General features: G+C 49.0%; 9 protein-coding genes and 1 pseudogene. All 10 read left to right on the forward strand.

Annotated features, from left to right (window positions below; translation table 11 throughout):
- Positions 1–187 precede the first annotated feature (187 nt).
- The 10 genes and pseudogenes from NZD86_RS09370 to NZD86_RS09410 all read left to right on the forward strand — a co-directional run bounded on the left by NZD86_RS09370 (position 188) and on the right by NZD86_RS09410 (position 13,688).
- Complete coding sequence (locus NZD86_RS09370) at positions 188–1,504, forward strand: TrkH family potassium uptake protein (protein ID WP_268046253.1); 1,317 nt, start codon at positions 188–190, stop codon at positions 1,502–1,504.
- A 22-nt stretch (positions 1,505–1,526) separates the two neighbouring features.
- Entirely contained in the window at positions 1,527–2,237 is a 711-nt protein-coding gene (locus tag NZD86_RS09375) for a potassium channel family protein (RefSeq protein WP_268046254.1), read from the forward strand.
- A 29-nt stretch (positions 2,238–2,266) separates the two neighbouring features.
- Positions 2,267–3,511, forward strand: coding sequence for a cation:proton antiporter (locus NZD86_RS09380; protein WP_268046255.1), 1,245 nt, complete (start codon positions 2,267–2,269; stop codon positions 3,509–3,511).
- Positions 3,512–3,865: 354 nt separating this feature from the next.
- Positions 3,866–3,943 carry a K(+)-transporting ATPase subunit F gene (gene kdpF, locus NZD86_RS24720; protein ID WP_407655248.1) on the forward strand — a complete coding sequence of 26 codons (78 nt, stop codon included), beginning with the start codon at positions 3,866–3,868 and terminating at the stop codon, positions 3,941–3,943.
- Positions 3,944–3,976: 33 nt separating this feature from the next.
- Complete coding sequence (gene kdpA / locus NZD86_RS09385; RefSeq protein ID WP_268046256.1) at positions 3,977–5,683, forward strand: potassium-transporting ATPase subunit KdpA; 1,707 nt, start codon at positions 3,977–3,979, stop codon at positions 5,681–5,683.
- A gap of 38 nt (positions 5,684–5,721) precedes the next feature.
- Positions 5,722–7,771: pseudogene (gene kdpB / locus NZD86_RS09390) on the forward strand (potassium-transporting ATPase subunit KdpB).
- 13 nt (positions 7,772–7,784) lie between these two features.
- Positions 7,785–8,342 carry a potassium-transporting ATPase subunit KdpC gene (gene kdpC, locus NZD86_RS09395; protein WP_268046257.1) on the forward strand — a complete coding sequence of 186 codons (558 nt, stop codon included), beginning with the start codon at positions 7,785–7,787 and terminating at the stop codon, positions 8,340–8,342.
- 71 nt (positions 8,343–8,413) lie between these two features.
- Positions 8,414–10,702, forward strand: a complete 2,289-nt coding sequence (locus tag NZD86_RS09400; protein WP_268046258.1) for a histidine kinase — start codon at positions 8,414–8,416, stop codon at positions 10,700–10,702.
- A 314-nt stretch (positions 10,703–11,016) separates the two neighbouring features.
- Positions 11,017–12,978, forward strand: a complete 1,962-nt coding sequence (locus tag NZD86_RS09405; RefSeq protein WP_268046259.1) for a DUF4118 domain-containing protein — start codon at positions 11,017–11,019, stop codon at positions 12,976–12,978.
- Positions 12,979–12,989: 11 nt separating this feature from the next.
- Entirely contained in the window at positions 12,990–13,688 is a 699-nt protein-coding gene (locus NZD86_RS09410) for a response regulator (RefSeq protein ID WP_268046260.1), read from the forward strand.
- Positions 13,689–14,100: the final 412 nt, after the last annotated feature.

Raw genomic sequence — 14,100 nt, forward strand, 5'->3', positions numbered from 1 at the left:
ACACTATCTGTGGCTTATTAAGTCTTCCACACAGGTCCGAGGACGAATCCGAAAGCGACCGAAATGATTCGCGATAAGATTTGTCAAGGGCTATGCTATATCACCGTGTGTACTCATGGTAGTTGCTTTGATTACTGGCTCGTGGGCCTTTGACTGTTTTGCCAAACCGATCTTGGGGGTTTACATTTTGGAATCTCGACTTAGTCCTCCTCAAAAGGTTGTAATCGGCTACTTGTTAATTATTATAATCGGTGCACTATTGTTATTGTTGCCGTGGTCCCGACATACGTCAGTTTCTGTCACAGACGCGGTTTTTACTTCAACTAGCGCTTTGTGCGTGACAGGACTGAGTACCGTAACAACCGCGACAACCTGGACATCATTTGGTGATTTCGTAATCGCTCTGTTAATGCAAGTTGGCGGGGCAGGTATGACGTTGGTGACGACCGGTATTTATTTGGTGCTCGGGCGCAAGATTACATTGCGTGATCGCGTTTTAATTGCAGAAGATCGCAACTTCGGTGTGCATGGCGCTGTACGCTTGATCCGTAGTATTTTAATTTTCAGTCTTTCTATAGAGGGCGCAGCTGTTGTTTTGTTCACTCTTTATTTTTGCCTGGTTTACCACTACACGTGGTTACGTGCATTGGGAATTAGTGCGTTTCATTCAGTTTCGGCCTTTAATAATGCAGGATTTGATTTGTGGGGGAACTCTCTTGAGGGGTATCATAACGACCCGTTTATCGTCATCCTAACCAGTCTCCTCATTATTTTTGGTGGGCTTGGTTTCATCGTACTCACGGAATTATACAGCTATCCACGAAAGCGCCGATTATCCTTACACAGCAGAATTGTTCTTTTCATGACGGGTCTGTTACTCCTTCTTGGTATGGTTCTTATCTTTGTTCTGGAATCCAATAACTCAATGAAACCTTTGTCGTGGGGAACCAAACTTCTTAATGCTTGGTTTACGTCGGTCACAACGAGAACAGCCGGCTTCGATACTATCCCGATAGGAAATATGAGTGACGTCACATGGTTTGTTATCATCATACTTATGTTCATCGGAGCTTCACCCGGATCGACAGGCGGAGGAATTAAGACTACAACGTTCTATGCGCTTGTAAAAGCCACACTGGCTTCACTAAAGGGCGATGAAGAGGTTGAAGCTTACGGAAGATCGATCCCGTGGACGATAATTAGAAGGTCCATGATGTTGTTTTTCTTAGCAACTTCTATCGTTGTCATTGGTACCATAATTGATTCCATTTTGGACCCAAGAACAAGCTTGCTGCGGTTTCTATTTGAAGAGACTTCAGCATTTGGGACCGTTGGGCTTTCGACTGGTATTACAGGATTCGTTACAACGCCGGTTAAGTGGGTTTTAATCTTCACAATGTATGTTGGACGTGTTGGTATTCTTACGATTCTTGTGGGAATGCTTCACCGGAAAGGACTTATGTCACGCGTCAAACGCGTACAAGAGCGTATTTTTATCGGATAAATTCAAGTTAGGCGGTGTTGATTTGGCATATCGAAACTCCACATTACTGGCGAACATAAGAAACATTGGAAAACGTAATCCGAAGACAATCGGGGTTATTGGGGCGGGCCGATTCGGTTCCTCTGCCGCACAAGAACTACTTGAGAACGGACACGACGTATTGTTGATCGACAAGGACCCGAAACGACTGGAATCTCTGGCGGGTGATTGTACGACTGCTATAGGAGATGCTCAGAGTCCAGAATTTCTAGAGGAAGCAGGGATTAAAGAAGTGGACGCTGTGATCGTTGCAATCGGTGAAAACGAATCCGCCTCCAACCATGCAGTGATAAATTGTAAGGATTTTGAATTGTTTGTGGTGGCGAAGGCAACGGACAAGACCCATGGGAAGATCCTTGAACGATTAGGTGCGGATTATATTGTCTACCCTGAGCAAGACTCCGCTATACGTTTAGCTCGAATGATTACTAGGTCCTCAATATTGGACATGGTGGAGTTATACGATAGAGTTTTTATGATGGAGATAAACGCGACTGGGCCTATCGTAAATAAGCCTTTGGAATCCCTTGATTTACCAAATAAGTTTGGCGTCCAAGTCGTCACTATCCTACGAGGAGACGAAACCATTTTTCCCGTTTCTGCTACAGATATTGCGGAAGAAGGAGACCGCGTCGTATTACTTGGGCCTGGACAAGCCCTTCAGAGGTTGGCAAGGGCAGTTGGCTCATCTTAAGCATCTTTAGACCAGTGGGAGCGTTAGACATGCTACATATGGATTCTTGGCAACATGCCTTGACAGTACTTATCGTGATTTTCGCAGGTGGCTTGATTGTCGGTAAGTTAACAGAGAAACCTCGAATCCCTGACGTTGCGGCATATTTAGTGTATGGGATCCTAATTGGGCCTGCTGTATTTAACTTGATACAGGAACCGAGTCAGTCGCAGGTCAATCAATTACTACTCAATATGGGTGCTACATTGATTTTGTTTGACGGAGGCCGTAGTGTTCAGTTTTCTGTCTTAAAGAAAGTCTGGATAAGCATCGTGATGCTTGCAACCATCGGTGTACTGGTGACGGCTTTTGTTATGGGAATAGCCGCACACTACATTCTCGGAACGCCTTGGCTTCTGTCGATTTTGCTCGGTTCCGTGATTGCGTCGACCGATCCGGCCACGTTAATTCCTGTATTTAGACGCGTAGCTATTGTTCCAAGACTACAACAAACTGTGGAATCGGAGTCTGCGTTTAATGACGCAACGGGTGCTGTATTAGTGTTCACTGTGTTGGGGCTGTTAGCGGCAGGCGGACATGTACATTGGTATGAACCTATATGGACATTTGTAGAATCGGCCGTTTTAGGTCTTTTAATTGGCGCTGCTTTCGGACTACTTGGCTTGTGGTTGGTATCCACTCGGGCGTGGGGGATTTTTCACGAATATGGTTCTATCGTAATGCTCGTTATTGGACTGGCATCGTATCAACTTACCAGTTCACTTGGTGCTAGTGGATTTATGGCGGCTTTTACAGCTGGGGTTATATGCGGAAATGGAAAAACGTTCCGCTGGCCCTTTGCCAACTACACGGAGGAGAATATTAATCACTTCGGCAGTTCGATCACTTTAATTATGAGGATGCTGATTTTTGTTTTGCTCGGAACACAGGTTAATTTTGGGCTAGTCTCAAAGTACCTTTGGATGGGATTAATACTAGTTTTGATCTTCATTGTCATCGCTCGACCCCTTGCCGTTTTCAGTTCCGTCTGGGCCGATAAACGAGCCAGATGGAGGCGAAACCATATCGCCTTCATGTGCTGGGTTCGCGAAACGGGCGTAATTCCGGCCGCATTATCCGGAATGTTGGTTGCTAAAGGGATTACAGGTGCCCGTATTATCAGTGCGATTACGTTCCTAGCTATCTTATTGACCATCGTCATTCAGGCGAGTACGACCGGATTCGTCGCAAAACGGTTAGACGTACTCAAGGAATCAGAACAGGAAGAACTCTAGATCTAAAACTTTATCGTCATTTGTACTTGGGTATTTGCCCGTTATCATCCATTAATACGAGACTTTTGTACCAATTTATCCTCGTAAGAATTCGCAGATAATTCCCCCCTCATCTTTATGTTTTCTTTATGCCCAAGCCTCAAATTCCCCACACCGTTTTTACGGATGACCAATTACCATGTTACGAGTCAGGAGCAATCCAGGTTTCATGCGCGCTTTTATGGGAAATGGGATTAGTTCACAAGGAGGGGCAGTATGGGGGACTTCATAGCACTGGCAGTCACCGTCTTGTGTTTTGGTGGGTTCATCTACCTCATTCGAGTTTTTGACAAGGCCTAACAAGGAGGCAGCATTATGTGGGTCCTATTGTTAATTGCGATCGCCCTGGCGATTTACTTGATTTACGTTGTCTTTCATCCGGAACAGTTTTAGCAGGTAACGTAAGCCAACGAGGAGTGAGGCATCTTGACTGTTAACGGTATCGTTCAAATATTGTCTGCTGTTGGTCTCATCCTCCTCATAGCTATCCCACTCAGTGGATACATCTATGGGGTATTTACCGGAAAACGCAGTATTCTCGAACGGGTATTCAGCCCAGCAGAGAGGGGTATATACAAACTCGCCGGAATCAATCCATCCGTGGAGATGGATTGGAAGGTGTATCTCAAATGCCTTTTGCTTGTCAATCTGGTCATGATGGTATTTGTCTACCTTGTCTTTCGGCTACAAGCCTGGTTGCCGTTCAACCCAGATCACATCAAGAACATGCCTTGGGACCTAGCATTTAATACCTCTGCGAGTTTTATCACGAACACCAATTGGCAGAATTACGCTGGCGAGCAATCCTTGTCGTACCTCAGCCAAATGATCGCGATCCAATACTTGCAGTTTACGTCCGCAGCGACTGGTTTCGCTGCCGCGATTGCTATTGTTCGGGGAATTGTGGCAAATAGGTCCACAACAATCGGCAACTTTTGGGTCGACCTTGTAAAGGCAAACACCCGGTTGCTGCTACCGGGTGCGATTGTGTTTGCCATTGTTCTGGTCGGTCTCGGACTGCCGCAAACGCTTCACGGTGCACAAACTGTCCAAACACTAACTGGTACGGTGCAAACCATTTCGCGCGGTCCAGTCGCGTCACTGGAAGCCATCAAGCAATTGGGTACGAATGGCGGAGGGTTCTTTAATGCGAATTCAGCACATCCCTTTGAAGATCCGTCAGCCTTGACAACCCTATTAGAAATTCTTGCAATGGCGGTCATACCTACCGCACTGGTGTTTTCCTTCGGACGTTTTCTTAAGAACCGTAAACAGGCGGTTATCCTATACTCGGTTTTGACCGGCTTACTGCTTGCTGGGGCGTTCACGGTGTACGCAGCGGAGACCGCAGGGAATCCCATTCTCCACGACTTGCTGGGGATATCAGGGCCGAATATGGAGGGGAAAGAAGTTCGGTTTGGTCCGGCGCTAAGCAGTTTATTCACAGCAGTGACAACCGCCTACACGACTGGTGCCGTCAATAACATGCATGATAGTTTGACACCTTTGGGCGGCTTGGTACCGCTGCTGTTCATGATGTTCAACCTCGTATTCGGAGGGAACGGCGTAGGGCTTATCAATATCATCATGTATCTTATTATCACAGTGTTCCTCGCCGGATTGATGGTCGGGCGGACGCCGGAGATCTTCGGTAAGAAGATAGAAGCGCGCGAAATTAAATTGGCAACGTTCGGCTTACTGATACACCCATTTCTGATTTTGGTAGCAACGGCGATAGCCGTCAGCACGCATTCAGGTGTTTCATCCATTGCCAATCCGGGGCTTCATGGACTTTCGGAAGTCCTGTATGCGTACACGTCTGGTGCCGCCAACAACGGATCAGCCTTTGCAGGACTGAGTGGCAACACGCCGTTCTACAATGTTTCTCTTGGTCTAGTCATGTTACTGGGACGATTCCTGTCACTTATAGCCATGTTTGCTCTTGCCGGGTCCCTTGTGATCAAGCCGGTGATTCCGGAGAGTTCCGGGACGTTGAAGACAGACACTTTTTCGTTCGGCATGGTTTTTCTCGCCGTTGTCATTATCGTTGGTGCACTTACGTTTTTCCCGGCTCTCGCGATCGGCCCGATTGGCGAACACCTCCAAATGATGGCTGGACAGGTCAACCATTAAGAATTTTCCGGGAGATGGGCATAAAGGAGACGTTTTGAATGGAAAAAACAACGGGTACGCTCTCGCGTGGTATGGTGAGCCGGGCATTCGTTGAATCCTTTGTCAAACTCGATCCGCGCGTCATGGTTAAAAATCCAGTGATGTTTGTTGTTGAAGTTGGATTTGTGATTACTGCATTGCTGACATTCTTTCCGAACTTGTTCGGCGGGCACTACGGTGCGGATCAGCGTTGGTTCAACCTCGTCGTGACGGTCATCTTGCTGGTAACCGTGCTCTTCGGAAATTTTGCGGAAGCCATCGCTGAGGGCCGCGGCAAAGCGCAGGCGGAGTCGTTGCGAAAGACGAAGACGGACCTCATGGCGTGGCGGCAGAAAAGCGACGGCAACTACGAGAACATACCCGCTAGTACCGTTCGCAAAGATGACATTGTGAGAGTCCGCGCAGGCGAACTGATTGCCGCAGACGGCGAAGTCATAGCGGGTCTGGGGAGTGTAGACGAGTCTGCCATCACTGGTGAATCCGCACCTGTCATTCGCGGGGCAGGCGGTGACTTCAGTTCTGTTACAGGCGGTACCAAGCTGCTGTCCGATGAACTTTTGATTCAGGTCACTGTGAATCCGGGGGAGTCGTTTCTTGATAAGATGATTGGACTGGTTGAAGGCGCGTCACGTCAAAAGACGCCGAACGAGTTGGCCTTGTCCGTGCTGCTCGCGGGACTGACACTTGCGTTTCTGATTGTCGTGGCAACACTTCAACCCTTGGCGCGGTTTGTCCATGGATCCATTGATACTGCCACGTTGATTGCACTGCTAGTCTGCCTGATTCCAACGACGATCGGTGGCCTTCTGTCAGCCATCGGCATCGCCGGCATGGACCGCGTAATTCGGTTCAATGTGATTGCGAAATCTGGGAAAGCAGTCGAAGCGGCGGGCGACGTCAATACACTGATTCTCGACAAGACCGGCACGATCACTATCGGAAACCGTTTGGCAAGTAGTTTTGTTTCGGTCGGCAGACACGAAGATCGTGAACTCATAGAAGTAGCCGTGCTGTCGTCGCTGTTTGATGAAACACCGGAAGGGCGCTCGGTAGTTGATCTGGGAAGGGAACTGGGTGTCCAAGTGAAACGAGAATCGTACGCCGATTCCAAGAATGTGGAGTTCTCTGCGGATACTCGGATGAGCGGGTTGGATTTTCCGGATGGCACTCTGGTGCGCAAGGGCGCGGTGGACTCGATGAAAAAGTACGTGGTCGAACAGGGGGCGTTGTTCCTGCTGATCTGGACACAAAGACCGAGTCCATTGCCAAGGAAGGAGGCACACCTCTAGCTGTAGCCCGGGGGATGAGTTGCTCGGTTTGATTTACCTCAAGGACATCGTCAAGCCTGGCATGCGTGAGCGGTTCGAAGAGCTGCGGCGAATGGGCATTAAAACAGTCATGTGTACGGGCGACAATCCATTGACCGCAGCGACCATAGCACTGGAGGCAGGCGTTGACGACTTTATTGCTGAGGCCAAACCTGAGGATAAAATGCGGTTGATTCAACAGGAGCAGGAACAAGGCAAACTGGTTGCGATGTCTGGTGACGGGACCAACGATGCGCCCGCCCTTGCACAAGCAGATGTCGGTTTGGCCATGAATACCGGGACGACAGCCGCCAAGGAAGCTGGAAATATGGTGGATTTGGATTCGGATCCAACCAAATTGATTGAAGTCGTTTCGATTGGCAAGCAGCTTTTGATTACTCGTGGGGCCATTACGACATTTTCCATTGCGAACGATATCGCGAAATACTTTGCGATCATCCCGGCGATGTTTGCCGCAGTCGTCCCGCAGTTGCATGTATTGAACATCATGTATTTGACCAGTTCCCGGAGTGCCATTCTGTCTGCTTTGATTTTCAATGCGTTGATTATCCCGCTGCTCATTCCGCTCGCCATGAGAGGGGTCAAGTATCGGCCGATGACAGCAACTTCTATGCTGCTTCGGAACCTAGCGATTTACGGGCTAGGTGGCGTTATCGCACCGTTCGTTGGAATTAAGGTCATAGATTTGCTGCTCACCGTATTGGGTATTGCGAACATTTAGAGGAGGGATTCAGATGATAAACGTGATTCGTGCCATTCGGTTAAGTTTGGTCCTGGCCCTCATTCTGGGTCTCGGTTACCCGTTGTTGATTACTGGTGTCGGTCATTTACTATTCCCCCGTCAGGCAGAAGGGTCGATGATCAGTGACCATGGGCGGATTGTTGGTTCCACCCTGATTGCCCAATCCGTAACCAGTCCGGGACTATTTCACCCGCGGCCATCGGCAGTCAATTATGCCGCTAATGGGTCAGGTGGATCCAACCTGGGGCCGACAAATCCGGCACTTGTTAAAGAAGTGGAGAGCAACCTGAAAGCCACAGGTCTCCGAGGGAGTCAGGTTCCGCCCGATATGGTGGAGTCCTCTGGTTCCGGACTGGATCCCGACATTTCTCTTGCCAATGCGTATGCGCAGGTTCCACGGATCTCTAAGGCGACAGGAGTGCCCGAAGCGAAATTACAGTCACTTGTTCAGACGAGTGCCGTTGGTCGTTTCCTTGGAATTTGGGGAGAACCCTATGTGAACGTCTTGCAACTTAACATGGCTATGCAGAGTTTAGAAAAGGCTAAATAGTCGTTGGACAGCATCCGATTTGAGAGGATGCTGTCCTTTTTGAACGTGTTAAAACCGGGGAGAGATGTTCGGTGAATGACGTGCATCAAACGGGCATCAACACGCCACCCGCTGACAATGTACCGAAGCGCAAGTGTGGTAGGTTGCGGTTATTCATTGGGGCTGCACCGGGCGTAGGCAAAACTTACACCATGCTGCGTGAGGCCAATGCGATGCTGCAAAAGGGGATAGACGTCGTCATCGGATATGTTGAGTCTCATCATCGACCGGAAACTGTGCGCCAAATCGGTGAATTACAGGTACTCCCACGTAAACAAATTGAGTTCGCAGGTCGATTGTTTGAAGAGATTGACCTGGATGCCATTGTCGCGCGGGCGCCGGAAGTGGTTGTGGTGGACGAACTAGCCCACAGCAACGTGCCTGGGTCTATGAATCCGAAGCGATACATGGATGTGGAATACCTGTTGAATCAAGGCATCCATGTGATGACCGCCGTGAACGTACAGCACATTGAGGGGGTTCACAAGGAAGTCGAAGAGGTCGTAGGCATTCGCGTCCGGGAAGTGATTCCAAAATCGTTTGTCAGACGAGCGGATGAAATCGAAGTCATTGACGTGACACCGGAAACGTTGCGGCAGCGGTTGCGGGATGGAGACATTTATCCAATCAGCAAGGTCGGTCAGGCGCTGAACCACTTTTTCAGGAAAACCAACCTCTCAGCACTCCGGGAGTTGGCCTTGAGAGAAGTGGCGGATGACGTAGATGCACGGTTGCAACAGTCACTGGATCGTAACCAAGTGACCGGACCGGTTGGTGCGAAGGAAACGATACTGGTCTGTGCCAACTATCTCGAACGCTCTGAGAAGCTCGTCCGTAAGGGGCACTTGATGGCCGAGAGAATGAATGCAGATCTGGTTGTCCTTACGATTTTAAACACACCTCGCGATGAGCTGACTGCGAAGACTGGGGAAAAGGTATCAAGACTAGTCGAGATCGCTCATAAGTATGGTGCACAGCAGGTATTGGAAGTACGGAATGACAGAAGTATTGGGGCTGTCATTATGGAAGTGGCACAACAGGTGAATGCCACTCAAATCGTAATGGGGCAACCGCATGGGAACCTGCTCTGGACAATTTGGAAGGACAATCCAGTTCGGTATCTGCTGCACAACATGAAGTACCTCGACCTTCGCATTGTTGGGTGGAAGGAGCCGCAGGGCGGTAGTTATCTGAATGAGGTAAACAAGCTACAGTCGACATCCGTTCGATCTGGTGGAGAGTCGCGCAAGGGACGCTTAACGATTTACGTTGGCGCCGCGCCCGGTGTTGGAAAAACCTACAAGATGTTGCGGGACGCAAATGACTGGGCCGACAAGGGTGTGGACGTTGTGATTGGCCTAATTGAGACACATGGACGCTCCGAAACGGCGCAACAGGTAGGCAATCTAGAAGTACTGCCAAAGCTACGATTGTCTTTGGAAGGAAGAACATACGAAGAGCTGGACGTTGACCGGATTGTCCGGCGTCGCCCAGAGGTTGTTTTGATTGATGAGTTGGCGCATACCAATGTCCCGGGATCCCAAAGGGAGAAGCGTTACCAAGACATCGAGTATCTACTTGAATGTGGCATCGATGTTGTTACGGCTGTGAATATACAACATCTTGAGAGTTTGCGTGATAAAGTCGAGCACATTACGGGTGTGAGGGTTCGGGAGCGCATTCCCGATTCCTTCATGGATTTAGCGCGGGAAATTAAACTCATTGACGTGACGCCGGAAACACTACAACAGAGACTCGTAGATGGGAAAATTTATTCTCAAGACAAGATAGACCGGGCGTTGAACCACTTTTTTCGGCTGCCAAACCTGGCAGCACTGCGCGAGATGGCCTTACTGGAGGTTGCAGATGACGTTGAGCAGCGGCTCGACCGACAGCAGAACAGAGGGAAGAAAAACCGGGCCAGAGACAGCATTTTGGTGTGTGTGAACTATCGTCCACATTCAGAGAAGCTGATTCGGCGGGGATGGCGGATTGCAGACCGCCATAATGCCCAATTGTTCGTACTCGTAGTGGTTGGAAGTAAACCGATGACCACGGATGAGCAACGAGATTTAGCCCGAATTCAGAGCCTGAGCAACCAATTCAATGCTGTATTTTTGCAGAAACAAGCCTTGGAACAAGAAGTCGGTCAGGTCATTGTCGACACGGCCAATGATTTGCATGTCACACAGATTGTCATCGGTCAGCCGCTTCTGGGAAAGGGATGGCTACGTCGGTGGAAAGCTAATCCTGTTGGTTACGTATTGCAACATGCAGAATTCGCCGATTTACACGTTGTCTCCAACACGCGGGAGGCATGAGCCATTCAGATGAACATGAGGTGTAAATGGGACCTAACGAAGAAGTGTGTTCTGGCTACGACGGAAACCATCATTGCGGACACTCATCCATGTGCTTTGTAGCAGTGTGGAAGATTACGATGGGGTCAGAAAACCAGTTGCCTATTGGGTTGGTGAATTAAAGTGCACAAGTTGGCATAGGTCGATGTGGTTCCGACACACAACGCCCATCTTTACTTCTGTCCCGCTGTGGGACGTATACAATAATGTCTGTGAGCAACACCAGCACAGGATTTGGCGTAAATTGACTGGAACCGGAGGCAGAGTGTACCTGCATGAGTGAGCGTGAACGGAGTGAGCTGGAAATAGAGGCTAAACTTGATACTGGACCTGTCCTTGTGTGTATTGGTACAAGTCCGTTTACAGAGAACATGATCCGTATGGCGCAACGAATGGCCGACAGACTGAAAACCGGGTGGTTCGCCCTGTTTGTCGACAATGCAAGAACAGTGCCAACTACCGAAGAAGACGTGAATCGCCTATCCTTTCACATGCAACTGGCGCAGCAGCTTGGTGGCGAGGTGGTGTCTGTTACCGGAGAGCGCATTGGCGAGACAATCATCGAATTCGCGCGGTCCAAACATGTGAGACACATTATCATTGGGAAGCCCGAAGAATCGCGACTGACAAATTGGCTGCGCCACTCCATCATTCAACAGCTGTTGAACCAGAGTGATGGTATGGTGATACACGTGATTCCAGGACGGATGGATATCACGGAGAGTATTGTCCACGACATGCCAGGGGTTCGCCACAGGTGGCATGCATACGTCCTGGTTACTGTCTTTGTCTGTCTTCTAACCGTATTGCTGCATCAGTTCAACGTGTCACGAGACTTGGTCAACATCGCACTAATATATCTGCTTCCAGTCCTCGTGAGTGCAGTACGATGGGGGCTCGGGCCGGCTTTTTATGCTTCCGCTATAGGCGTCGTTGCCTTTGATTTCTTTTTTGTACCGCCTACACACAGTTTCACTGTTGCCGATTTGCGGTACCTCGTTTCCTTTGCTGTCTTTCTTGGTGTCGCTACGCTTACGGCCAGTCTGGCGTCACGACTACGAACGCAACTTCACTTTGCGAAACAACGTGAGGCAAATACCGCTGCATTGTACGCATTGAGCCGCCAAATGACGGCTGTATCAGGGTTAGAAAATGTCCTCCAGAGTATCGTGAAGCAGGTTTCCACAACGATAGGTCACGAGGTGGTTATCTTTCTTGGGGACAATCTGCGTGACTTACATCTCGCGGTTAGTTCGCGGGAAAATATACAGGATAGTGAAATACAAGGCGATTACGGTGTCGCCCGGTGGGTATACAGCCACGGGGAAATCGCTGGTCATGGGACTCGTAACCTTCGTCAGTCGCCTGACCTGTATCTCCCTCTGAAAACAGATACTAAGATTCACGGTGTATTAGGGATCCGAATGGCTCGGGGGCTCACACCCGATAAGCTTCGTCTGCTTGAGGCACTGGCAGGACTATCAGCCATGGCTTTGTCCCGTATCAAGCTGGAAGAAGAGGCGAAAGTTGCGCACCTTACTGCAGAGTCGGAGCGGCTCCGAACCGCATTGTTGGATTCCATCTCACACGAACTACGGACGCCGCTTGCCGCCATTATCGGTTCGGTCACCGGGCTAATTGAGACGGGCGAAGTACTGTCCACAGAGGATCGGCAGGAACTTCTATATAACATTCTGGACGGAGCAATGCGTATGAACCGGCTCATCACGAATCTGCTTGGTATGGTTCGCCTGGAGAGTGGAATGTTGCGACTGAATAAGAACTGGTGCGACATTCAAGATATTGTAGGTGTTGCTCTAAATCAGTTCAGAGAGACATCAGGGCATCGCATTGTGGTGAAATTTTCCGATGATATACCGCCTGTTCCCCTTGACGATGTACTAATGGAACAAGTCCTTGTTAATCTGTTGAGTAACGCAATCAAGTACTCTCCTGTCGGCAGCGAGATAACTCTGTCAGTCACGTTCGATGGAGACAAACTTGTGATTCGGGTCGCAGATGAGGGATTTGGAATACCTGCTGGGGAACACGATAAGGTATTTGATAAGTTTTATCGGGTTCAGTCCGGGCTGAAAGTTCCCGGTACGGGACTGGGTCTCGCAATTTGCAAGGGTATTGTCGAAGCACATGGGGGGACAATCACCGCAGCACCGAATTCACCTCGTGGCACGGTGTTTACGGTGGCCATGCCTGTTGATTCCGGCAGTCAGTTTTAGGGGAGGATGCTATGTCTAGCAATGGGGCAAAAATTCTCGTGATCGATGATGAGCAACAGATCAGAAAACTACTACGCGTAACATTGCAAGCACATGGATTTGAAGTCATTGAATCACCGACCGCCGAAGATGGACTTATGCAAGCTGCAATGTCTCGTCCCGATTTGATCGTTTTGGACCTGGGACTTCCGGACTTGCCAGGGATTGATGTACTTAAGCAGATCCGAGAGTGGTCGAATGTTCCGGTCATTGTACTCACGGCGAAGGAACAGGAGTCTGATAAGGTAACGTTACTCGATGCGGGAGCAGACGATTATATCACGAAACCCTTTGGAATGGGAGAATTATTGGCAAGAATTCGTGTGGCTTTGCGCCACGTTATAGGCGCATCGTCTGAGCCCGTTCTGGTTTTTGGGGAACTGACCATTGATTTAGCGAAGCGCATTGTTAAGCTTTCGGGTGAAGCAGTGAAATTAACGCCCACTGAATACGACCTTTTGAAGGTCCTTGCCACGCATGCAGGACGTGTAATGACGCACCAACAATTGCTTAAGCGGGTTTGGGGAGCCTTAGAAGATCAATTGGACAGTCAGTATCTTCGTGTGTACGTGGGACATCTGCGCAAGAAGCTTGAAGAGGACGTGACGCACCCTAAATATATTTTGACGGAACCGGGAATCGGTTACCGATTTGCTGATTTTCCAGGATGATTGTTTTGATACTGGCCGTTGTTTGAAACAACGCAATGGGGACAGATTACAAGTAGACGACGGATGAATATCATTTGTAGAGCCATATGTCGTTAAACAATTAATGGAATGTCTAAGTTTATACATTGTACTCAAAGTCTTGACGGGGGGTTATTGAACTTATGGGTGCAATAGCGCAAGAACGACTGCCACATAAATACGAATGAATATCCAGAACGCGGTGTATATATACCGCGTTTCTTCATATTTCAAGGAACTCTTAGAGTAGGGGAAAACCGAATTCTCATCCCAATAAATGTCTTAGCGTATATTTTCGTTAAAATGTCGGCGGTACCCCATTATGGGCAAGCTGCACGTAGGACGTGACAGAGCCGTTTTTGTTTTTTCGTGATATCCGCCGTATATACATGTC

Origin of the sequence: Alicyclobacillus dauci (genome assembly GCF_026651605.1) — a bacterium.
In the GTDB taxonomy this organism is placed as follows: Bacteria; Bacillota; Bacilli; order Alicyclobacillales; family Alicyclobacillaceae; genus Alicyclobacillus; species Alicyclobacillus dauci.

Excerpts from the sequence above, each read along its gene's own strand:
- NZD86_RS09380 (WP_268046255.1), top strand. The coding sequence starts at position 2,267 with ATGCTACATATGGATTCTTGGCAACATGCCTTGACAGTACTTATCGTG.
- kdpF (WP_407655248.1), top strand. The coding sequence starts at position 3,866 with ATGTGGGTCCTATTGTTAATTGCGATCGCCCTGGCGATTTACTTGATT.
- kdpC (WP_268046257.1), top strand. The coding sequence starts at position 7,785 with ATGATAAACGTGATTCGTGCCATTCGGTTAAGTTTGGTCCTGGCCCTC.
- NZD86_RS09405 (WP_268046259.1), top strand. The coding sequence starts at position 11,017 with ATGAGTGAGCGTGAACGGAGTGAGCTGGAAATAGAGGCTAAACTTGAT.
- NZD86_RS09410 (WP_268046260.1), top strand. The coding sequence starts at position 12,990 with ATGTCTAGCAATGGGGCAAAAATTCTCGTGATCGATGATGAGCAACAG.